This window comes from Microbulbifer sp. ABF4_143 (assembly GCF_056160225.1).
Map to the genome: position 1 here is coordinate 180,210 of NZ_JBSWWT010000002.1, position 21,756 is coordinate 201,965.

Sequence of the window (21,756 nt, forward strand, 5' to 3'; positions counted from 1 at the left end):
CAAACCCTCAACGACAAATCAAGCACTTAGGTGCTTGATTTGCGGCCAGGCCGGCCAGCCTTTCACCGAGATACATGGCCGTGAGCCTGTCCAGCCGGTGCACGCCGCCCCCTTCCGTCTGCAGCGCGATCAACCCGGACTGGGCGCCCATTCGGTTGCGGCCGCAGGCGTCCCAGCCGGTGGGCAGGTCGATGCTTGTCCACAGCATGCCGTGCTGGCTGGCAAAGACCTGCAGCGTCTGAATCGTGTTCAGCTGGTCGCCGCTGGGGCTGGAGCCGATGGTAAAGCCCGCGGCCAGTTTACCGGCCCAGGTGCGCCGGCTGTAGCGCTCGCTGGTGGCATCCATAAAGGCCTTGAACTGCGCCGAAACCGAGCCCATAAACGTCGGCGAGCCGAAGGCGATGCCTGCACAGCTATCCAGCTGCCGCATGATCTCGCTGTTCGTGTAGCGGCCGCGGTCGATATCGTCGCCGTTTATTCTGAAGACCGAAGCCTCGGTGCCCGCAATCGATCGAATGCCGGCGGCTACCGCGCCCGCCAGGGTCGCGGTGGTGCCACCGGCGGAGTGGTAGACGATCGCAAATCTGCTCACGCCTGTGCTTCCCGCGCTTCGAACAGGGCGGCGAGCGCGCTGTCCACCTGGGGTTCCCGGGGTACCTCTATCTTGAAGATATCGGCGAGGGTATCGCGCAGTTCCTGTGGTCCCGCAAGCCTGAACGTCATTTTCGGACCCTTGAGCGGGTGGTAGCTCAGCTCGCGGCCGCGCAGCGTGTGACGGCCGCCGGCGAAGGCGCGTACCGCGATCAGTTCCCGCACGAAGCGCGACTCGGGGTGCGTGGAGCAGTACCAGTTGAACACCTTGTAGTCGCCGGCGGTCTGTTTCTGCAGATCGAAGCTGTAGACCGGCAGCCAGTTTCCGTCGATCCGGGTCTGCAACAGGTAGTCGCCCCCGGTTCTGCGCAGCCGGTAGACCCCATGGCTGGTGGTCTGCTCGGTTTCGATATCCAGTCGCAGCGGCGCCGTCGGGGTCTGCGCGCCGAAGCCGACATCCAGCAGATACGGAACTTCCGCTATTTCCGCGCGCAGTATCATATGGGATTGCGCCGGCTGGTGATTCTCCGGCACCTGCCACAGTACCCGCGCCGCCAGCCCGGTAACCGCTATGCCGATTCCCTCCAGTACCGCACGGAACAGGCCGTTCTGCTCGTAGCAGTAGCCGCCCCGCCCGTCGCGCACCAGCTTGCGTTCCACCGACGGCAGCTCGATATCCACCGGCCAGCCGAGAAACGGATTCAGGTTTTCAAACGGAATCGACTGAGTGTGCAGGGAGACGAGGGTTCTGACCGTATCCAAATCCGGCGACGGGGTGCCGCTGTAGCCGATACGTTGGAAATACGCGGGGAGATCGATTGCTGCTGCGTTCATGCTGACAATTTCCTGTAGCCGATAAAGGATGCGCGCAGCTTAGGACCTCAAGTTAAGTTAAGGTCAAGAGAAAAAGCTGGAGAAGAATTCTTGTGGCACCGAAGGCGCCGTGGATACCTGGGCCGCCAGGGATGGCCGTTGGCCGCGACTGATGTCCGAAGTGAACGGAAAGTTAGCCGGCAACTAAAAAAGGCCCCGCAGGGCCTTTCTTGTTTACGCATACTTTGCTTTGAACTCCCGCCGCCGGCGATGCAGTACCGGCTCGGTGTAGCCATTCGGTTGCGCGCAGCCCTCGAACACCAGTTCGCAGGCGGCCTGGAAGGCGATGCTGTTGTCGAAGTCCGGCGACATATCTCGGTAGTTGGGATCGCCGGCGTTCTGGCGGTCCACCACGGCGGCCATGCGCTGCAGGGTTTCCAGCACCTGCTCCCGGGTAACCACGCCCTGCTTCAGCCAGTTGGCGATATGCTGGGAGGAGATGCGCAGGGTGGCCCTGTCTTCCATCAGGCCCACGTCGTTGATATCCGGCACCTTGGAACAGCCGATGCCCTGCTCCACCCAGCGCACCACATAGCCGAGAATACCCTGGGCGTTGTTGTCCAGCTCGCGCTGGATTTCCTCCGCGCTCCAATTGGTGTCTTCCGCCACCGGCACTGTCAGGATATCGTCCAGCTTCGCGTGGGGGCGTTCCGCCAGTTCCTGCTGGCGTTTGGCGACGTCCACCTTGTGGTAGTGCAGCGCGTGCAATGTGGCCGCCGTCGGTGACGGCACCCAGGCGGTGTTGGCGCCGGCCATCGGGTGGGCCAGCTTGGCGTGCATCATTGCCGCCATCTGATCCGGAATCGGCCACATGCCCTTGCCGATCTGTGCCCTGCCCTTCAGGCCGGTGGCCAGGCCCACATCCACGTTCCAGTCCTCGTAGGCGGCGATCCACTTGGACTGTTTCATATCGCCCTTGCGGATCATCGGGCCGGCCAGCATCGAGGTGTGGATCTCGTCGCCGGTACGGTCCAGGAAACCGGTGTTGATAAACACAACGCGCTCTTTGGCGGCGGCGATACAGGCTTTCAGGTTGACGGTGGTGCGGCGCTCCTCGTCCATAATGCCCATCTTCAGCGTGTTGCGCTCGAGTCCCAGGGCGTCCTCTATGCGGTCGAACAGGGTATTGGCGAAGGCCACTTCCTCGGGGCCGTGCATCTTCGGCTTGACGATATAGATGCTGCCGGTGCGGGAGTTTTTCAGCGGCCCATTGCCGCGGATATCGTGCAGGGCAATCAGGCTGGTGATCATGCCATCGAGTATGCCCTCGGGTACCTCCTCGCCGTCGCCGTATAGTATCGCGTCGTTGGTCATCAGGTGGCCGACATTGCGCACAAACAGCAGGCTGCGTCCGGGCAGCGTAAAGGGATTACCGTTCGGCGAGATATATTCCCTGTCCGGGTTCAGCTTGCGCTCGAAGGTCTTGTCGCCCTTGCGGATGGTTTCCGTCAGGTCGCCCTTCATCAGGCCGAGCCAGTTGCGGTAGACAAGCACCTTGTCCTCGGCGTCCACGGCGGCGACGGAGTCTTCGCAGTCCATGATGGTGGTCAGCGCAGACTCCAGCAGGATGTCCCTGATACCGGCCGCATCGCTCTTGCCGATCGGGCTCTCCCGGTCGATCTGAATTTCAAAGCGCAGGCCGTGCTGGCGCAGCAGAACGGCGTTGGGCTTTTCGATATCGCCGCTGTAGCCGGCAAACTGCTTGGATTTTTTCAGTGTGGCGATATCACCGTTGGCCAGCTCGACTTCCAGCAGCGAGCCGTTGATGCGGTACTGGACCGCATCCTTGTGACTGCCGCAGGTCAGCGGCGCCGACTGGTCGAGGAATTCCCGCGCGTACTCGATCACCTTGGCGCCGCGCACGGGGTTGTACTGGCCACCCCGCTCGGCCCCGCCCTCTTCGCTGATCACATCGGTGCCGTAGAGGGCGTCGTAGAGGCTGCCCCAGCGGGCATTGGCCGCGTTCAGCGCGTAGCGGGCATTCATCACCGGCACGACCAGCTGCGGACCGGCCATGGTGGCGATTTCCGGGTCGACATTTTCCGTGGTCGCGGTGAAGTCCGCCGGCTCATCCACCAGGTAGTCGATCTCGCGCAGAAACGCCTTGTATTTTTCCAGATCGCGGTAGGCGCCGGGATTGTCGCTGTACCAGCGGTCAATTTTTTCCTGGATCTGATCGCGCTTTTCCAGCAGTGCGCGGTTCACCGGTGCCAGGTCGCGGACAATCTTTTCGAATTCGGCCCAGAAGACATCGGCACTGACGCCGGTACCGGGAATCACTTCCTCGTTGACCAGTTTGTGCAACGCCGATGCGATTTGCAGTTCGCCGATTTGGACTCGTTCCGTCATATCCGGGCCTCTCGCAGATTGTTGAAACTCGATTGTTCACCTGGGGCATTCTAAACAGCCGCCCGATCATACCGCTAATTTATAGGCGGAATTTCCGCTATTCACATTTTGAATTTTATTGTGAAGCGTGTGTTCGCCTTGACAGGGGTTGCCCCGACGATCCACTCGGAGCGAAGGCCCCGCTAGCGGGGCCGCCGCTGGGTCGGCTACAGAGTTGCGTGCCACCAAGATACGGAGGCGAACACAGGGGGCATCCCTACAGCTGCCGGCCGATATCCAGAATCAGCCGCCGCAACCAGCGGTGCGGCGCGCTCTGTTGCAACAGCGGGCTCCAGGCCATCTTCAGTTCCAGCGGCGGAATTTCCAGCGGCGGGTCGCGGCGCACGACCCGCGGGTTGTCCCTGGCCAGCTGCGCCAGCCGTGTCGGTACGGTCACGATCAGGTCACTCTGTTCCGCCAGCAGCATGGCCACCTGGTAGTGGCGGGTGAACACGGAGATATCGCGCTTTTCGCCCAGACGGCCTATGGCCTCGTCCACCCAGCCGAGGCGCTGTACATCTTCCGGGTTGACGCCGACGCCGACGCCCATGCCGGTCTTGCTGACCCAGATATGCTGCGCCTTCAGGTAGCTGTGCAGATTGTAGTCTTCGAGAATCGGGTTGTCGGCGCGCATCACGCAGGAGAAGGAGTCCCGCCACACGGTGGCCTGGTGGAAGCTCTGGGGCATGCTGTCGAAGCGGTTGATCACCATATCCACCTTGCCCTGCTCCACGTCCACGAAGCTGACATCGCTGGGGGTCATGATATCCAGGCTGATGCCGGGCGCGTCCTCGCGCAGCTGTTTCAGCAGCTGCGGTATCAGCGTGGATTCCGCATAGTCACTGGCCATAATGCGGAAGGTGCGCCGCGCCTCGGCGGGCTCGAAATCCCGGTTCGGCTGTATCACCCGGTCAATCGAGGCCAGCGCCTCGCGCACCATCGGCTGCAGCTCCAGGGCGCGCTCGGTCGGCATCATGCCCTCGCGGGTGCGCACCAGCAGCGGGTCGTCGAACAGCTCGCGCAGGCGCTTGAGGCCGTTGCTCATGGCCGGTTGGGACAGGCCCAGGTAGTTCGCGGCGCGGGTTACATTGCGCTCCCGGAGCAATACATCCAGGTAGACCAGCAGGTTCAGGTCGGCTCTTTCAAGGTTCATAGGCAGGATTTACCCGGTATTCGTTCGATCGATAGCGAAAATAAGAGCAATAAATTGGGCAAATTATGCCAGTACCACTAGGATACTCAACACTTATTCGCAGTCACCGTTTCGAGGGAGATCAACAGATGACTACTGGCAACTACGACCGCAAGGCGGAAATCGCAGCTATCGAGAAAGACTGGGCGGAGAACCCGCGCTGGAAAGGCGTAAAACGCACCTACAGCGCCGAGGACGTGGTGCGCCTGCGCGGCTCCATCAAGCGCGAGAACACCATCGCCAAGCGCGGCGCGGAGAAGCTGTGGCAGCTGGTCAACGAAGGTGGCCGCCCGTCCTTCCGCCCGGACAAGGACTTCGTCAACGCCATGGGCGCCCTGACCGGCGGCCAGGCCGTGCAGCAGGTCAAGGCCGGCGTGCAGGCCATCTACCTGTCCGGCTGGCAGGTGGCGGCGGACGCCAACACCTCCGAGACCATGTACCCGGACCAGTCCCTCTACGCGGTGGATTCCGTCCCGACCGTGGTGCGCCGCATCAACAACGCCTTCGAGCGCGCCGACCAGATCCAGTGGAAAAGCGGCAAGAACCCGGGCGACGAGGGCTATATCGACTACTTCGCGCCGATCGTGGCCGATGCCGAGGCCGGTTTCGGCGGTGTGCTGAACGCCTACGAGCTGATGAAGAACATGATCCGCGCCGGTGCCGCCGGTGTACACTTCGAGGACCAGCTGGCCTCGGTGAAGAAGTGCGGCCATATGGGCGGCAAGGTGCTGGTGCCGACCCAGGAAGCGGTGCAGAAGCTGATCTCCGCGCGCCTGGCCACCGACGTGGAAGGCGTGCCGACCATCGTACTGGCGCGCACCGACGCCAACGCGGCGGATCTGCTGACCTCCGACTGCGACGAGTACGACGCGCCCTTCCTGACCGGCGAGCGCACCGCCGAGGGCTTCTACCGCGTCAAGGCCGGTATCGACCAGGCCATCGCCCGCGGCCTGGCCTATGCGCCCTACGCGGATCTGCTGTGGTGTGAGACCGCCACGCCGGACCTGGACGAGGCGAAGAAGTTTGCCGAGGCCATCCGCAAGGAGTACCCGGACCAGCTGCTGTCCTACAACTGCTCGCCGTCCTTCAACTGGAAGAAGAACCTGGACGACGCCACCATCGCCAAGTTCCAGCGCGAACTGTCCGCGATGGGCTACAAGTTCCAGTTCATCACCCTGGCGGGTATCCACAGCATGTGGAACGCCATGTTCAACCTGGCCTACGACTATGCCCGCGAAGACATGAGCGCCTACGTGCGCCTGCAGGAGAAGGAGTTCGCCGACGCCGAGAAGGGCTACACCTTCGTCGCGCACCAGCAGGAGGTGGGCACCGGTTACTTCGACGATATGACCAACGTGATTCAGGGCGGCCAGTCCTCCGTGACCGCGCTGACCGGTTCCACCGAGGAAGAGCAGTTCAAGTAAGACGCAAACGCTTAAATATCCCTACTTCACTCATGGTTCGGGCCGCTTATGCGGCCCTTTTTTATTCTCAATCCCCGCGCAGCGGCCTTCGCCGGTCGACAAACCGGTGCAGCGCTCCGGCCACCGTATAGCCCTCGAGGCGGTGTTCATAGGTATCAGTGCGCTCGAACTCCATGCGCTCCAGGCAGCGGTGGATGTCGGCATAGGCGGCCGAGCGGTCTTTCCAGATTTTGCGCCCGTCCAGCACCAGCGGCAGCATCTTCCACCACTTTTTGCTCGAGACCTTCAGCTGCTGCAGTGCGACTGCCAGCAGCGCCTCCTCGTCGGTGAAGTCCGTGCCGAGGGGGAAGTACGGCAGCAGCGCAAGACGTTTCTGTTCGCCAAACGCGGCTTCGATGCGCGCGGGCGTATTGGCGCCGAATTCCAGCGGTATCGCGAAGTCCTTTTCCAGCTTGCCGGCGCTCTTTGCCTTTTCCATCAATGTGCTCTGGAAGCGGGAATCACAGATACACAGCATCGACACAATCACGTCGCGGTCGGACCTGCCGCGCAGGTCGGCGACCCCGTATTCGGTGACGACGATATCGCGCAGGTGGCGCGGGATGGTGGTGTGGGGGTATTCCCAGACGATATTGCTGCGGCATTCGCCGCCGCAGGTGCGGGTACTGGGCAGCGCGATAATCGAGCGCCCGCCCGGCAGTTCGTGCGCCTGGGCGACGAAGTTGTACTGGCCCCCGACGCCGCTGACCACCTGGTTGTCCTCCAGACCATCGGAGATTACCGCTCCGGTCAGCGTCACCATCATCGCCGAGTTGATAAAGCGTGCCCGCTGGCGCTGCGCGGTTTTCAGCTCGCGCTCCTGCTGCAGGTCGTTGATGAAATCGATCGCCGTCATGTGCAGGCCGGCGCGCTCGCTGTCGGACAACTCGCGCAGTTCCCGGTACAAAAATTCGGGGCCCAGGTAGAAACCGCCGTGCAGCCAGGTGCCGCCGCGCAGTTTTTGATTGAGGCAGCGCCCCAGCAGCCGGCGCCGGCCGTGCTCACTGTGCAGATCGCACTCCTCCTCTTCGCCCTCGGGGTTCAGCAGTTTGTGCCCCCGCCAGCTGTAGCTGGGATCGACGATACCGAGCCTCTGCAGGAAGGCCGTGTCCGCCGGTGTCAGCGGGCATTGAATGCGGCCGCAGTCTCTCAGCGCCAGCAGTGTCTCCTCGTTGACGATATCGGAAATTCTGTCGCTGTCGAGCAGTCGCTGCAGCGCCGCGTCGGGATAGACCTCCCGCGCCAGCACCCCTTCCCGGCGCAGGTGCAGGAAACCCGGCGGCACCATTTCACTGGCGCCGTAGAGCCCCCGCGCGAAGGGTTCCAGCATCGGCGGCAGCCGTTCGCGCAGTTGCAGCGAATCGTCACAGGTGAGGTCGCGCACTATGGCGCGGAACTCGGTGTTGTCCGTCTGCCGCAGCCGTAGCGCGTGACAGATGGCGTCCCCGAGCGCGCCTATGCCCACCTGTAAGGTGCCGCCATCCGCCACCAGGCTGGCAATATGGAAGGCGAGGCTGTACTCGGTGAGGCCCACCGGCAGTGTCGGCGCAGCAAACAGCGGTGTGTCGAAGGTTTCCCCCTCGAGCAGGAAATCGAACTCGGCGGTTTTCAGCTCGCCGTCGCCGACCATATACGGCAGCTGCGGATTGACTTCACCGACCAGCAGTAGCGGGTAGTCCGTGCGCGCCCGTGCCATTTTCAGCAACGGCAGGGTCAGATCCGGGTTGGCGCTCAGGCTGTAGCGGTCGCCCTGCCCGCCCGGCGACACCATCTGCGCGATCACATTGACGCCGCGCTCGAGTAGATCCCGCGGCACATGGGTGTAATTGGCGCTGACGTAGCTCTGCTGCGCGCCGGCGTTGCCGAGGAAGGCGCCGGGCTGCAGGAAAAACTCGCACACCTCGATATTCTCCGGCAGCAATCCCCTGTGCCGTGCCGGGGTGTAAGCGAGATCCTGGTAGTGATTGTAGAGCCGGTCCAGCAGCGGCTGCACGAAGCGGCGGCCTATCTCACCGTGGCCGACGGGCCTCTCCAGGGTCAGCGCGGTGAATATCGTCAGGGAGATGGAGGGGTCCGCGGCGGCGCGGGCATAGAGGGCGTTGGCGAAATGGTTGGCCTTGCCGATACCGAGCGGCAGCCCGAGCACGATGCGCTTGCCGACGCGCTCCAGCACCGCATCCACGCATTTTTCGGTACAGTCGAAACGTTGCGGCTTGTCGGCGTCGGAGTGGCTCATAGTCTCTGCTTAAAGCATCTCCCGGCAGGGGCGCGGATCGACACCTACAGGGTGCCCTGGCTGATCGGTTTCAGCTGTTCGAAGTGATCCACCTGAATCGCCATATCCACCGCGTCGGCGGTATCCCGCAGGCTGGCGGCTTCCTCCTCACTAATCAGCTTGCGCGTCAGCCCCTCGTCGATGGTCTTGCGGCTCAGGGTGCGGATGCCGCCCCGCTTCAGCTTGTCTCTCGCCGCCTCGGTGGCGCAGACCTTGTTGAAGGCCTGCTCCACCAGATCCACGCCGTCGCCGGGATTGCCGAGAAAGACTCCCTTGGTCAGCCGGTCCCGGCTTTCCGAGGGCGACATCAACAGTTCGGCACAGGCCTGCGCCTGGCGGTCGGAAGCGGTGTGCACGCTGTGCCCCCAGGGCATGGTCAGGAAGTGCATCAACTGGCCGAGGAAACGGCGCGGGAAATTCTGGAAAACCTCCAGCAGGCTGACCTCGATGCGGTGCAGGCCGGCGCGCATGGCAAATTCCAACAGCGGCCTGTCCTCCTTCGGACTGCCGTCGTCCTTGAAGCGCTTCAGGGCGCAGCTCAACAGGTAGAGTTCGCTCAACACATCCCCGAGGCGCGAGGAGATCAGTTCCTTGCGTTTCAGCTCCCCGCCGAGGGACATCAGCGAGATCTCGGTGACCAGCGTCAGCACGGCGGAATAGCGGTTCATCTGCCGGTAGTATTTGGCCGCCGCACCCACGCCGCGCGGGCTGCTGGCGAAGAGCCCGACGGTCCAGCCGTGGAAGACGCCGCGGGCGAAAGTCTTCAGCTGGAACCACAGATGCTTCGGCAGCAGCTTGTCGAGGGCCTCCAGGCCCGCCTCCGTGTCCGGGTTTTCCGCCGCCATCATCTCCTCGAGCAGATACGGGTGGCAGCGGATGGCGCCCTGGCCGAAGATCATCAGGCTGCGGGTGAGGATGTTCGCGCCCTCGACGGTGATGGCCACCGGCACCGCGCGGTAGACGTTGCCGATATAGTTCAGGGGCCCGTCCATGATGGCCTTGCCGGCGTGGATATCCATCGCATCGTTGATCGCCTGGCGCAGACCCTGGGTGGCGTGGGCCTTCATAATCGCGGACACTACCGCCGGCTTGCGCCCCTGGTCCAGCGCGCGGGTGGTGGTCTTGTGGGCGCTGTCGAGCACATAGGCGATGGACGCTATCTCCGCCAGGCGCCGCTGCACCCCCTCGAACTTGCCGATGGGAATACTGAACTGCTCGCGGATGCGCGCATAGGCGCCGGTGGTACGCGCCGCCATCTTCGCACCGCCGGTGGACAGCGACGGCAGCGATATACCGCGCCCGGCGGCCAGGGCGCTCATCAGCATATGCCAACCGCGCCCGACATTCTCCTGGCCGCCGATAACCCACTCCATCGGCACGAACACATCCTTGCCCCAGTTGGGACCGTTCTGGAACGCCTGCATGGCCGGCAGGTGGCGCTGGCCGATGGTGACGCCCTCGGTATCCGTCGGCACCAGCGCCACCGTGATGCCCAGCTCTTCCTTGTCGCCGAGGATATGCTCCGGGTCGTAGAGTTTGAAGGCGAGCCCGAGGATGGTGGCCACGGGCCCGAGGGTGATATAGCGCTTGTGCCAGTTGACGCGCATGCCGAGGGTCTTCTCACCCTTGTATTCCCCGTAACAGACTATGCCGTTGTCCACCATGGCGGCCGCGTCGGAGCCGGCCTCGGGGCTGGTCAGGCCGAAACAGGGAATCTCGCGGCCGTCCGCGAGGCGCGGCAGGTAGTACTGCTTCTGCGCCTCAGTGCCGTGGGCCATCAGCAGTTCGCCGGGGCCGAGGGAGTTGGGCACCATCACCGTCACGCCGACACAGGTACTGCGGGTGGAGATCTTGGTGACTATCTCCGCGTGCGCGGTGGGCGAGAATCCGAGCCCGCCAAACTCCTTCGGAATGATGATGCCGAAGAAGCGCTCCCGCTTCAGGTAATCCCAGACCTCGTCCGGGATGCGGTGCTCCTCGAAACTGATCTTCCAGTCGTCCACCATGCGGCACAGCTCTTCCACCGGCCCGTCGAGAAAGGCCTGCTCCTCCTCACTCAGTGTCGGCGGCCCCATATTCAGCAGCTGGTCCCAGTCCGGCTTGCCGGACAGCAATTGCGCGTCCCACCAGATTTCGCCGGCCTCCATAGCCTCGCGCTCGGTTTCCGAGATCGGCGGCAGGACCTTCCTGATCAACTTCAGCAGCGGGCCGGTGATCCATTTTTTGCGCAGGTCGCTCATTTTTACCTTCCGTGTGGCGGGCCGGCGCGGCGCAACTAAGTAGGCGCCGCGTAGCGGTGTTGGATATCAGCTGACAATGATAGGTGAGGAAGGCCCGCATTTCTCCCGAACATGCGCAGCGAGACGGTTGCAGGGCGCGCCGGCGTCGATTCCTGCGACAGCTGGAGCAATATCAGGCGAACGCCAGCGCCCCTATACCGGTGAAGATAATCAGCGCGGCGATCAACCTGCGGGTCGAGAAGCGCTCGTTGAGCACATAGACGGAGATCACCGACGCAAAGAGTATGCTCGCCTCGCGGGTGGCGGCCACGGCGGCAACCGGCATCACCGAGGTGGCCCAGAGGGCGACGGCGAAGCCGCCGGTGGCCAGTATCCCCGACGCCGAACCGCGCAGCAGGTTCGAGCGCGCGAAGGCGAATCCGCGCACAGGCTGGGTCAGCAGGACGGCGAGGAGAATGCCCGACCCGGACAGTATTTCGAGCCAGGCGACAAAGCTGAGCGGATTTTCCACCGCGCGCACCCCGGCCGCGCCCAGGGTCGTGTAACCGGTGATCGCGACGCCGGTGCCGAGAGACAGGAGTATGCCGCTACGGGATACCCGCAGCTCCTTCATCAGCAGCGCGAATATACCGCAGCTCACCAACAGAACGCCGGTCAGCTGCAGCGGCAGCAGGGACTCATCCAGAAACAGCAGCGCCGCCATCGCCACCAGCAGCGGGGTGACGCCGCGGGCGATGGGATAGGCGGTGCCGTAGTCGAGCGCCCGGTAGGAGCGCGTCAGCAGGAAGAAGTAGAGGTACTGGAACAGCGCCCCGCCCAGCAGAAACCCCAAGGCCTCCGGATCCGGCAGCGGCAGCTGGGTGGCGAGGAGCGTGCCGAGCAGCAGCCCCACGCTGCGGATCATCGCCAGCTGCAGGAACCCCTCGGCGCTGTGTTTGACCACCGCGTTCCATACGGCGTGGGCCAGTGCGGACAACAGGACCAGCCCGTAGACAGTTGATTCCGGTACTACCAAGGTTTAAAACTCAAGTTTTCTCGGCGCCGGGTTTCCGCCTGGGCTGCAGGCCGTCAGGTCAGGGACTGCGGGGAAACGATCACGCCGTTATTGTCTGCGTATACGTATTCTCCAGGCCGGAAAGTCACCCCGCCGAAGGTCACGGCAATATCTCTCTCGCCGATCCCTTTCTTTTCGGTTTTCATCGGGTGAGTTCCGAGCGCCTGTACCCCTAACTCTAGCCCAGAAATCTCGTCCACATCGCGAATACAGCCGTACAGGATGATGCCTTCCCAGCCATTGGCACAGGCCTTCTCCGCCAGCATGTCGCCGAGGCACGCGCGGCGCATGGAACCGCCGGCATCCACCACCAGCACCTTGCCCGCGCCCGGCTCGGCCACCAGCTCCCGCACCAGCGAGTTATCTTCGAAGCACTTGACGGTTACTATCTGCCCGCCAAAGCGCTCGCGGCCGCCGTAGTTGATCAGCATAGGCTCGAGGGCTTGAACCAGTTCCGGGTGGGCGTCGCAGAGGTCGGGGGTGGAGATCGCCATGGGTTCCTCTCGTTGGGTGTCGTTTTTAAAAAGGGGATAATAGCGACTCCACTACCCCGGCGCAGCGCATTCGGGCAATACCGGGCATTATCCCGATGGATAATACCCGGCGACAGGGCGCGCCCTAAGGAACCTCTGAATAATTCCGCAATGCCTCTGCGGGCCCTGAAGGCTGCAGCTGTTAGGCGCAGCTCGCCGCGAATGGCCCAGCCCTTTGCAAGAGCTGCAACGGCGCAGATGCGGCCTTCAGGCCCCGCCCTGCGGGGCTTGCAGAGCGATTCACACTCTGCGTTGCGGCTTCTTGAAAGGTCTAGACATTCCTGCGAAGCCGCGCCTTGATTGTGAACCGCTCTGTAAGCCAGAGGTATCGCGGAATTATTCAGAGGTTCCCTAATAGGTCACCTTGACCGGGGTGCCGACACGCGCGTAGCGGTAGAACTTCTGCGCCATATGCGGCGGCATACGCACGCAGCCGTGGGATGCGGGATAGTTGGGCACATGGCCCGACGCGTGCATGCCGATGCCCCCGTTGAAGCGGATATAGTTATTCATTTTCGCGCCGCGATAATAGGTGCCGGGCGGGCGGCGGTGCTTGCGCGTATTGACATCGGCCTTCACCACGCGACCGGTGCGCCGGTCCACGTAGCTGCCGTATATCGAAGAGCGGTGGCGCGGGTGCTTGGACAGCACGCGGAAGTTTCCGGGCCGGGTGCTGTAACCGCGCTTGCCCGATGAAACCTTGGATACGCCGACAAGCCTGCCCCCTTTGTAGAAGTAGGCACGCTGTTCACTCAGATCGATATGGATAGAGGCCGGGCCGGACGAATTCATCGCGGCCTCGTCGTCGAACCAGTTGACGCCGCGGCTGTTGGCCAAGGCGGAGGGTGCACCCAGTAGCGCAACCAGGTAGAGCGCCACGGCGGCGTGGAGCAGCGGAATGCGTTTTCGTTTGATTGAGTGCATGGCTCACCTCTTCTCTCTGCCTGACAAGGAGCCGGAGCAGACACAGGGTCCGCCCGGCACTGCCGTAATCCCAGACGCTGCACTGTAATTTCACAGTCCAGCTCAAATACCCGGCGGCGATATAGGCAACACCGTTTCCGGTTTTCACGCCGCCTTGGGACTAATTCGATTCTATTGAGGAGGTGGTAGGCACTTAGATTGAATTATTCTCTGCGCCCGTAGCGTTATTGGAATGGAGCTTGAACTTAGCGTGCGCGCGCCGGGGCGCCCATAAAAATGGCAGGAAAAAATCGGGCAATTTTTGCGCTGCGCCGCAACACAGGTCTAGAAATAACGGGGATTTTCCGACCCTATTCCCCGATAAAATTTACCGCGACGTAAAAGAAAAGCGGCCCATTCGGGCCGCTTCGCTTGCAATATCAGCCTTCCTCGTTGGCGAGGAATAGCCAGGTATCTACGGCGGTATCGGGATTCAGGGAAACACTGTCTATCCCCTCGTCCATCAACCAGCGGGCGAAGTCCTTGTGGTCGGACGGTCCCTGGCCGCAGATGCCGACATATTTTCCGGCCTTCTTGCACGCCTGGATAGCGCGCGACAGCAGCAGCTTGACCGCCGGATTGCGCTCGTCGAACAGGTCCGCCACCAGGCCCGAGTCGCGGTCCAGGCCCAGGGTCAACTGGGTCAGATCGTTGGAGCCGATGGAGAAGCCGTCAAAGTGCTGCAGGAACTCCTCGGCGAGCAGCGCGTTGGACGGCAGTTCGCACATCATGATCACCTTCAGACCGCCCTCGCCGCGCTTGAGGCCGTTGTCGGCCAGCAGGCCCACAACTTCGGCGGCCTCCTCCGGCGTGCGCACGAAGGGCACCATGATTTCCACATTGGTGAGGCCCATTTCGTCGCGCACTTTTTTCAGCGCGCGACACTCGAGCGCGAAGCACTGACGGAAGTCCGCAGAGCGATAGCGGGCCGCGCCGCGGAAGCCGAGCATCGGGTTTTCCTCGCTGGGCTCGTACAGCTGCCCGCCCACCAGGTGCGCGTATTCGTTGGACTTGAAGTCCGACAGGCGCACTATGACGCGGTTGGGCGCGAAGGCCGCAGCCAGGGTCGCTATGCCCTCGACCAGCTTCTCGACGATGAAATCCTCCGGAGAGGCGTAGCCGCCGATGCGCTCGCGGATATTCTTCTGCAGGTCGTCCGGCAGCTTGTCCAGCTCCAGCAGCGCCTTGGGGTGAATGCCGATCATCCGGTTCAGGATGAATTCCAGCCGTGCCAGACCGACGCCCTGATTGGGCAGGTGGCTGAAGGCGAAGGCGCGATCCGGGTTGCCGACATTCAACATGATCTTGAATGGCAACTCGGGCATATCGCTGACTTCGGTTTCCTCCCGCTCGAAATTCAGCTCGCCGGCCATCACAAAGCCGGTATCGCCCTCGGCACAGGAGACGGTTACCGGCGTGCCGCTGCTCAGCTTTTCCGTCGCGTCACCGCAACCCACTACCGCGGGGATACCCAATTCGCGCGCGATGATCGCCGCGTGACAGGTGCGGCCGCCGCGGTTGGTGACGATGGCACTGGCTTTTTTCAGCACCGGCTCCCAGTCCGGGTCGGTCATATCGGTGACCAGCACTTCGCCATCCTGCATGGCCGCCATGTCCTCGACGGATTCCAGCACGCGCACCCGGCCCGCGCCGATACGCTGGCCGATGGCGCGTCCCTCGCACAACACCTCGCTCCGCTCGCGCAGGTGGAAGCGCTCGATACTGGTGCCGGTGTCGCGGGAGCGCACGGTTTCCGGGCGCGCCTGGACGATAAACAGCTCGCCGGTATCGCCGTCTTTGGCCCACTCGATGTCCATCGGGCGGCCGTAGTGCTGCTCGATCTTGCGCGCCTGCTGCGCCAGGCTGGTGAGCTCTTCGTCGCTGAGGGCGAAGCGCAGGCGATCCTCCTCCGGTACCGGCACCGTCTTGACCGAGCGCCCACATTCACCGCTCTGGTCGTAGACCATCTTGATCGCCTTGCTGCCGCGGTTGCGGCGCAGTATCGCCGGGCGGCCGGCGTCCAGGGCCGGTTTGTAGAGATAGAACTCGTCCGGGTTGACCGCGCCCTGCACCACTGTCTCGCCGAGACCGAAAGCCGCGGTGATAAAGATCACGTCGCGGAAGCCGCTCTCGGTGTCCAGCGTAAACATCACACCGGCGGCGCCGGTCTCGCTGCGCACCATATGCTGGATGCCGGCGGACAGGGCCACGCCGGCGTGGGCGTAGCCGGTGTGCACCCGGTAGGCGATGGCGCGGTCGTTGTACAGGGAGGCGAACACCTCGTGCACGGCCTTCAGTACCGCGTCGATACCGCGGATATTCAGGAAAGTCTCCTGCTGGCCGGCGAAGGAGGCATCCGGCAGGTCCTCGGCGGTCGCCGAGGAGCGCACGGCCACGGCGGTATCGCCGCCACCGAGGGCCTCGTAGCCGTCGCGGATCTCCCGCTCCAGCTGGGCCGGGAAGGGGGTATTCAGAATCCAGCCGCGGATCTCCTCGCCGGCCTCGGCCAGTGCGGTCACATCGGAGACATCCAGCGTTTTCAGACGCTCGGCGATGCGCTGCTCCAGCTGCTCGTGGGCCAGGAAGGCGCGGAAGGCGTCCGCGGTGGTCGCGAAACCGCCCGGTACGCGGACACCGGCCCCGGCGAGAGAAGAGATCATTTCGCCGAGCGACGCGTTCTTTCCGCCGACCTTGTCGACATCCCCCATACCCAGTTTTGCGAAGTCAATGGTGAAGTTCGTCAAGTGAAGGCCCTCTGCAACAGGTTTGGTGGCGGCCGATTATAAGGATGACGCTTGTAAAAAATAGCCCGGAAAATGCGAAGAAAATGCGAAATTCTGTTGTAAATTTTCTACAAGATGCGGCGCGACCCGGGGCGCAAAACCGATTAAACTGCGCACTCTGCGGACTGATTTGGTAGCAAAATGGCAAAAGACAAACGCACTGCATTTTTTATATCCGACGGCACCGGCCTGACGGTCGAGGCAATCGGCCACAGCCTGCTGGCACAGTTCCGCGACCAGCATGTGGAGCAGGTCACCCTGCCCTATATCGACTCCAACGAAAAGGCGCAGCAGGTGCTGAAGCGAATAGAACAGGCCGCGACCGAATCCGGACTGCAGCCGATTATTATCACCAGCATCGTCGACCAGAGGATTCGCGAACAGCTGCACAGCAGCTCGGCACTGATGCTGGATGTCTTCGAGAGCTACCTGACGCCGCTGGCCAACCTGTTTGGCAGCGATCCGGCGCAGTCGGTCAACGTCTCCCACGGTATCGCCGATGACCGGCGCTACAGCGAGCGCATCGACGCGGTACATTTCGCGATGGACAACGACGACGGGCGCCGGGTGCGGGAATTCGAACGCGCCGATGTGATTCTCGTGGGGGTGTCGCGCTCCGGCAAGACACCCACCTGCCTGTATCTCGCTCTGCAGTTTGGCCTGCGCGCGGCCAACTACCCGATCACCGAAGAGGATATGGACTCCACTGCGCTGCCCAGAATACTGCGCCCCTACCGCGACAAACTGTTCGGCCTAACCATAGATCCCAGGCGTCTGATGCAAATCCGCCAGGAGCGCCGCGCCAACAGCCGCTACGCTTCAATGGAACAGTGCGAGTTCGAAGTCCGCCAGGTGGAACAGATGCTGCGCCGGGCACAGATCCCCTATCTGAACGCCACCCAGCTGTCGGTGGAGGAGCTGGCCACGCGCCTGATGTCCCAGGCCGGTATAGAGCGGCGCGTGGGCTGAACGCCCTTTTCTTGGGGCGGCAAAATGTGTAGTGTGCGCCGTCTTCCGACAACCGTATCCCGAAATGCAAATCGTATCACTGCCTTACTCCATCAACACCGCCGTGGCTTTCCAGGCGGTTGCCGATCTGCCGGCTCCGGTATGGCTGGACAGCGGGCGGCCGCTGGCGCCCGGCGGGCGCTACGACATCATCAGCGCGGACCCGATACAGACCTTGCGGCTGGAGGCGGACAGCGACGCGCCCTTTGTGCAGCTGGACGACCTGCTGTGCGAACTGAGCCCCCAGGACAGCGACGCCCAACTGCCTTTCTGCGGCGGCGCCATCGGCTATGCGGGCTATGAGCTGGGTATGCGGGGCAACTTTCTACCGCCGGATCCGCGCCCGAGCGGAATGCCGGGCGGATTTTTCGGCCTCTACGGCTGGGCGCTGATCGTCGATCACCAGCTGGGGGCCAGCCACCTGGTCTTCCACCCGGCCTGCCCCCGGGCGCAGGTGCGCGACCTGGTGGCCCGCTTTACCGCAGTGCGCTGGCAGACGGAGCCCCGCACGGGCGACTTCAGGCTGCTGACGCCTTTCGCGCACGAGCTTTCTGCAGAGGAATACCGGGCCCGGGTTGCCAGGGTGCTGGAATATATCGCCGCCGGCGATATCTACCAGGCCAACTTCACCCAGCGCTTCAGCGCCAGCTACGAGGGCGATCCCTTCGCCGCCTATCTGGCGCTGCGCAGTCGCGCGGCCGGGCCCTTCTCCGCCTATCTGGCGCTAGCGGAGGGCAGCCTGATGAGCCTGTCACCGGAGCGCTTTATCCGCGCCGATGGCGGCGGCCTGCAAACGGAACCGATCAAAGGCACCGCGCCGCGTTCACAGGACCCGGCTGAGGACAGCCGCGCGGCGGCGGCGCTGCAGCAGAGCCCCAAAGACCGGGCCGAGAACCTGATGATCGTCGACCTGCTGCGCAACGACTTCGGCAAGCTGTGCCGGCGAGGCAGTGTGCGGGTGCCCCAGCTGTTTCAACTCGCCAGCTTCGCCAATGTGCACCACCTGGTCAGCACCATCACCGGAGAACTGCCGGACGAATACCAATTCACCGATCTGCTGGAGGCCTGTTTCCCCGGCGGCTCCATCACCGGTGCCCCCAAACGCCGCGCGATGCAGATTATCCGCGAGCTGGAGTCGAGCCCGCGCGGTGTCTACTGCGGCAGTGTCGGCTACATCAGCAGTTGCGGCCGCGCGGATACGAATATCGCGATCCGCACCTTCAGCGCCGGCGGCGGACGCATCACCTGCGCCGCCGGCGGCGGAATAGTCGCGGACTCGGACCCGGCGGCAGAACACGCCGAGTGCCTGGCCAAAGTGCGGCTGCTGCTGGAGACCCTGGAGCAGCGCCATTGAAGGGGGCCGGGCGGCCCGGCCGTCGGCTCCCCGCCGCTGATTGCATTCTTTTTGTTTCCCGCCCCCGGACTCGAAGTTCCCAAGGTTATAAAGCTATCCACTATTGATATTTCAAAGTTATTAGACGCTTTGCTAGATTTTGCGCCAGTCAGGGGAAACCCGCCGAAATAAGCCTTGAGGGATCTGCGTTGAAAATCACACTGGTCAAGAAAATTCTCGCCGACGGCTCGCCTTGCGCCAAATGCCGCGATGTGCAGAAAAAACTGGAGGAGAACGACCAGCTGCGCTTTATCGACGATACACTGATCGCGGATGTGCGCGACGAACAGAGTCCCGGCATGCAGATAGCGCGCAAATACAATGTCGAGCGCGCGCCCTTCTTTCTGGTGGAGCGGGACGGCGAGGAGCCGCAGATCTACACCGTCTACTTCAAGCTGGTCAAGGAAGTCTTGCAGCAGAAAAGTGCGCAGTGAAGCCCCTTCTCAGCAGCCGTGGTGGCGACCAAGCACCGGGTACTTCCCGGCTGCGCAACTTTGTCAGCGGCTTATTGTGGCCATGGCCACATCACTCTGAACGCCTTTAGGGCGTAGCGCCCCTTCGCATCAATATACGGGCAGCTCCAGGTCTGCAAACAGCTCGTCCACCTCGGACCTGGAGCTGGCGTGGGCGGCCTGATCCACCAGCTCCCGAGTCAGGTGCGGGGCGAACTGCTGGATAAATTCATACATAAAGCCGCGCAGAAATATCCCTTTGCGGAAACCGATCTTGGTCACACTGGACTCAAACAGGTGGCTTGCATCCAGCGCCACCAGGTCTTCATCCGCTTCGTCCACCGCCATATCGGCGACTATCCCGATACCCAGGCCGAGGCGCACATAGGTCTTGATAACGTCCGCGTCCGCCGCGGTGAAGACCACCCTTGGCGACAGTCCCTTCTCCAGAAACGCCTCGTCCAGCTTTGAGCGCCCGGTAAAGCCAAACACATAGGTGACGATCGGGTGCTTGGCCACCTCCTCCAGATCGAGCTTGCTGACCTGGCACAGGGGGTGGTCCTTCGGTACCAGGACACAGCGGTTCCAGCGATACACCGGCATCATCACCAGATCGCTGAAGAGTTCCAGCGCCTCGGTGGCGATGGCGAAATCCGCGGTGCCGTCGGCGGCCATTTCGGAAATCTGCATCGGCGTGCCCTGGTGCATATGCAGGGACACATCGGGATAGCGGGCGATAAAAGACTTGATGACCGGCGGCAGCGCGTAGCGCGCCTGGGTGTGGGTGGTGGCGATGGCCAGGCTGCCCTTCTTGTCGTTGCTGAACTCCTGCGCAACCTGCTTGATGTTCTCCACCTTGCGCATGATTTCGCCGGCGGTTTTCAGAATCGCCTCGCCGGCGGGCGTCACGCGCGTCAGGTGCTTGCCGCTGCGGGCGAAGATTTCCACGCCGAGCTCGTCTTCCAGCAGGCGTATCTGCTTGCTGATCCCCGGCTGCGAGGTGTAGAGGCTCTGTGCTGTCGCAGAAACATTGAGGTCGTGATGGGCCACTTCCCAGATATAGCGCAACTGCTGCAGCTTCATAGCTTCTCCCTGTTCCCTAGCGTGTTACTCCCGCGGCGGCAGGCCGGCCGCGGTTATAAAAACCGTCTGAGTTTATGCGAGAAAAGAATAGCAGTGAAGTCGCCCGGGGGCCAACGCAGACGGCAGTGCTGCGATCCCGCGCCCCTATGGCAGGGGACATTGGCGGCGAGCCTACTGACATCGACTGACACCGGTTCCGTTTAAGCTCGCCCAGACAACCACTGGAGGCAGGAATATGTCACAAAATGAAATCTCCTCGATGATGAGCCATGTATCCATCGGCACCAACCGCTTTGCCGAGAGCACGGCATTTTACGACCGGGTGCTGGCGACGCTCGGCGTGAAACGGCTGCTCGACTATCCGGAAGCCGTCGCCTACGGCAAACACTTTCCCGAATTTTGGGTCCACCCGCCCTGCGACGGCAAGCGGGCGACGGTGGGAAATGGCACCCATTTCGCCTTTCTCGCCGAGAGCACCGAACTGGTGGATGCATTTTACAGCGCGGCCATCGCCGCCGGCGCCCTTCCGGAGGGAGAGCCGGGCCCGCGCCCCCTCTATGGCGAAGCCTATTACGGCTGCTTCGTGCGCGACCCTGACGGACACAAGATAGAGGCGATGCACTGGAGCGAAAGCCTGGCCGGCCACCCGGCCTGATATCCGCCACCGCTACCCCGGGGCCTGCCGATCCGGTATGGTTCCGGGACAAAACCGACCCGCCAAGCCGATGAACAAATCCGAACGACTGCTGCAGCTGCTAACCCTGCTGCGCACCCGCCGCACGGCCGTTACGGCCCGCGCGCTGGCGGAGCGCCTGGGCGTCTCCGAGCGCACTCTCTATCGGGATATCCAGTCCCTGACCCTGTCCGGCGTGCCGATCGAGGGTGAGGCGGGGGTCGGCTACCGGCTCGGCAGGGGCTCCTTCGTCCCCCCGCTGATGTTCACCGAGGACGAGATCGAGGCCCTGCTGCTGGGCGTGCGCATGGTGCAGGGCTGGGGCGACGAGGATATCGGCGCCGCCGCGGATTCGGCGCTGCACAAGATACGCTCGGTGCTGCCGGACAAGATGCTTCAGGACCAGGAGCGGCAGCGGGCCACCTTCCTGGTACCGGACACCCAGCGCCGGGAAAAGGCCAAATACAGCGGGTTGATTCGCCGCGCGATCAAGCGTCGCGAAACCCTCTGGCTGGACTACCGCGACGAGCAGGGAAACCAGACCCAGCGCGAGGGAAACCCGCTCGGGCTTATCTATTGGGGCGCGGCCTGGACGCTGCTGGCCTGGTGCCGGCTGCGCGACGACCACCGCATGTTCCGCCTCGACCGCATCCTCGACCTGAAACCCACCGGGCAGCAGTTCCAACTGGAGCGCCACCAGACCCTGGAGGCCTATATCCGCCAGTACGATCCGGAATTTGTCGACCGGGCATTTTTATAGGAACGGCTGGGGCCCGGGTTTCCTGTAGCTGG

At 63.0% G+C, this 21,756-nt stretch carries 17 protein-coding genes; 6 read left to right on the top strand and 11 right to left on the bottom strand.

Annotation, left to right across the window (positions count from 1 at the left end):
- Nucleotides 1-7: 7 nt before the first annotated feature.
- From ACXAF3_RS02565 to ACXAF3_RS02580, 4 genes are all read right to left on the bottom strand, one after another.
- Nucleotides 8-592 carry a flavodoxin family protein gene (locus tag ACXAF3_RS02565; protein WP_475110708.1) on the bottom strand — a complete coding sequence of 195 codons (585 nt, stop codon included), beginning with the start codon at nt 590-592 and terminating at the stop codon, nt 8-10.
- The gene (locus ACXAF3_RS02570) at nt 589-1,425 is read right to left on the bottom strand and encodes an arylamine N-acetyltransferase family protein (RefSeq protein WP_475110709.1); all 837 of its coding nucleotides are present in this window, start codon (nt 1,423-1,425) and stop codon (nt 589-591) included. Before ACXAF3_RS02570 ends, ACXAF3_RS02565 begins: the two co-directional genes overlap by 4 nt.
- Nucleotides 1,426-1,638: 213 nt before the next feature.
- A complete protein-coding gene (locus ACXAF3_RS02575; RefSeq protein WP_475110710.1) occupies nt 1,639-3,813 on the bottom strand; it encodes a malate synthase G in 2,175 nt (724 codons plus the stop codon).
- 256 nt (nt 3,814-4,069) lie between these two features.
- Nucleotides 4,070-5,005, bottom strand: coding sequence for a LysR family transcriptional regulator (locus tag ACXAF3_RS02580; RefSeq protein WP_475110711.1), 936 nt, complete (start codon nt 5,003-5,005; stop codon nt 4,070-4,072).
- A 128-nt stretch (nt 5,006-5,133) separates the two neighbouring features.
- Here ACXAF3_RS02580 and aceA point away from each other — a divergent pair, with 128 nt between their 5' ends.
- Nucleotides 5,134-6,468 (top strand): isocitrate lyase, encoded by a 1,335-nt coding sequence (gene aceA / locus ACXAF3_RS02585; RefSeq protein WP_475110712.1) that lies wholly within the window; start codon nt 5,134-5,136, stop codon nt 6,466-6,468.
- Nucleotides 6,469-6,535: 67 nt separating this feature from the next.
- Here the strand turns inward: aceA and ACXAF3_RS02590 are convergent, their stop codons facing one another.
- The 6 genes from ACXAF3_RS02590 to ppsA form a co-directional block, all read right to left on the bottom strand.
- The gene (locus ACXAF3_RS02590) at nt 6,536-8,743 is read right to left on the bottom strand and encodes an acetyl-CoA hydrolase/transferase C-terminal domain-containing protein (protein ID WP_475110713.1); all 2,208 of its coding nucleotides are present in this window, start codon (nt 8,741-8,743) and stop codon (nt 6,536-6,538) included.
- Between the two features lie 44 nt (nt 8,744-8,787).
- On the bottom strand, nt 8,788-11,022 hold the full coding sequence (locus ACXAF3_RS02595; protein WP_475110714.1) for an acyl-CoA dehydrogenase: 2,235 nt from the start codon (nt 11,020-11,022) through the stop codon (nt 8,788-8,790).
- Between the two features lie 172 nt (nt 11,023-11,194).
- Nucleotides 11,195-12,037: an EamA family transporter gene (locus ACXAF3_RS02600; RefSeq protein ID WP_475110715.1), complete on the bottom strand. Its 843-nt coding sequence runs from the start codon at nt 12,035-12,037 to the stop codon at nt 11,195-11,197.
- 53 nt (nt 12,038-12,090) lie between these two features.
- Nucleotides 12,091-12,570 carry a ribonuclease E activity regulator RraA gene (gene rraA / locus ACXAF3_RS02605; RefSeq protein WP_475110716.1) on the bottom strand — a complete coding sequence of 160 codons (480 nt, stop codon included), beginning with the start codon at nt 12,568-12,570 and terminating at the stop codon, nt 12,091-12,093.
- 390 nt (nt 12,571-12,960) lie between these two features.
- Nucleotides 12,961-13,533, bottom strand: a complete 573-nt coding sequence (locus ACXAF3_RS02610) for a L,D-transpeptidase family protein (RefSeq protein WP_475110717.1) — start codon at nt 13,531-13,533, stop codon at nt 12,961-12,963.
- Nucleotides 13,534-13,952: 419 nt separating this feature from the next.
- A complete protein-coding gene (gene ppsA, locus ACXAF3_RS02615) occupies nt 13,953-16,316 on the bottom strand; it encodes a phosphoenolpyruvate synthase (RefSeq protein ID WP_475110718.1) in 2,364 nt (787 codons plus the stop codon).
- Between the two features lie 180 nt (nt 16,317-16,496).
- On the opposite strand from ppsA, the gene ppsR reads away from it, so the two are divergent.
- From ppsR to ACXAF3_RS02630, 3 genes are all read left to right on the top strand, one after another.
- Complete coding sequence (gene ppsR, locus ACXAF3_RS02620) at nt 16,497-17,324, top strand: posphoenolpyruvate synthetase regulatory kinase/phosphorylase PpsR (protein WP_475110719.1); 828 nt, start codon at nt 16,497-16,499, stop codon at nt 17,322-17,324.
- A gap of 64 nt (nt 17,325-17,388) precedes the next feature.
- The gene (gene pabB, locus ACXAF3_RS02625) at nt 17,389-18,717 is read left to right on the top strand and encodes an aminodeoxychorismate synthase component I (protein WP_475110720.1); all 1,329 of its coding nucleotides are present in this window, start codon (nt 17,389-17,391) and stop codon (nt 18,715-18,717) included.
- A gap of 188 nt (nt 18,718-18,905) precedes the next feature.
- Entirely contained in the window at nt 18,906-19,190 is a 285-nt protein-coding gene (locus tag ACXAF3_RS02630; protein WP_475110721.1) for a hypothetical protein, read from the top strand.
- A gap of 129 nt (nt 19,191-19,319) precedes the next feature.
- Here ACXAF3_RS02630 and cysB read toward each other — a convergent pair whose 3' ends face one another.
- The gene (gene cysB, locus ACXAF3_RS02635) at nt 19,320-20,291 is read right to left on the bottom strand and encodes an HTH-type transcriptional regulator CysB (protein WP_475110722.1); all 972 of its coding nucleotides are present in this window, start codon (nt 20,289-20,291) and stop codon (nt 19,320-19,322) included.
- 235 nt (nt 20,292-20,526) lie between these two features.
- Here cysB and ACXAF3_RS02640 point away from each other — a divergent pair, with 235 nt between their 5' ends.
- Complete coding sequence (locus tag ACXAF3_RS02640) at nt 20,527-20,946, top strand: VOC family protein (RefSeq protein WP_475110723.1); 420 nt, start codon at nt 20,527-20,529, stop codon at nt 20,944-20,946.
- Between the two features lie 70 nt (nt 20,947-21,016).
- Nucleotides 21,017-21,724, top strand: a complete 708-nt coding sequence (locus ACXAF3_RS02645) for a helix-turn-helix transcriptional regulator (protein WP_475110724.1) — start codon at nt 21,017-21,019, stop codon at nt 21,722-21,724.
- Nucleotides 21,725-21,756: the final 32 nt, after the last annotated feature.

What these genes read in the sequence shown, in the direction of transcription:
- ACXAF3_RS02645 (WP_475110724.1), top strand. Translation starts at nt 21,017, where the DNA reads ATGAACAAATCCGAACGACTGCTGCAGCTGCTAACCCTGCTGCGCACC.
- ACXAF3_RS02595 (WP_475110714.1), bottom strand. Translation starts at nt 11,022, where the DNA reads ATGAGCGACCTGCGCAAAAAATGGATCACCGGCCCGCTGCTGAAGTTG.
- ppsR (WP_475110719.1), top strand. Translation starts at nt 16,497, where the DNA reads ATGGCAAAAGACAAACGCACTGCATTTTTTATATCCGACGGCACCGGC.
- ACXAF3_RS02580 (WP_475110711.1), bottom strand. Translation starts at nt 5,005, where the DNA reads ATGAACCTTGAAAGAGCCGACCTGAACCTGCTGGTCTACCTGGATGTA.
- rraA (WP_475110716.1), bottom strand. Translation starts at nt 12,570, where the DNA reads ATGGCGATCTCCACCCCCGACCTCTGCGACGCCCACCCGGAACTGGTT.
- pabB (WP_475110720.1), top strand. Translation starts at nt 17,389, where the DNA reads ATGCAAATCGTATCACTGCCTTACTCCATCAACACCGCCGTGGCTTTC.
- cysB (WP_475110722.1), bottom strand. Translation starts at nt 20,291, where the DNA reads ATGAAGCTGCAGCAGTTGCGCTATATCTGGGAAGTGGCCCATCACGAC.
- ACXAF3_RS02590 (WP_475110713.1), bottom strand. Translation starts at nt 8,743, where the DNA reads ATGAGCCACTCCGACGCCGACAAGCCGCAACGTTTCGACTGTACCGAA.
- ACXAF3_RS02640 (WP_475110723.1), top strand. Translation starts at nt 20,527, where the DNA reads ATGTCACAAAATGAAATCTCCTCGATGATGAGCCATGTATCCATCGGC.
- ACXAF3_RS02575 (WP_475110710.1), bottom strand. Translation starts at nt 3,813, where the DNA reads ATGACGGAACGAGTCCAAATCGGCGAACTGCAAATCGCATCGGCGTTG.
- ACXAF3_RS02610 (WP_475110717.1), bottom strand. Translation starts at nt 13,533, where the DNA reads ATGCACTCAATCAAACGAAAACGCATTCCGCTGCTCCACGCCGCCGTG.
- aceA (WP_475110712.1), top strand. Translation starts at nt 5,134, where the DNA reads ATGACTACTGGCAACTACGACCGCAAGGCGGAAATCGCAGCTATCGAG.
- ACXAF3_RS02570 (WP_475110709.1), bottom strand. Translation starts at nt 1,425, where the DNA reads ATGAACGCAGCAGCAATCGATCTCCCCGCGTATTTCCAACGTATCGGC.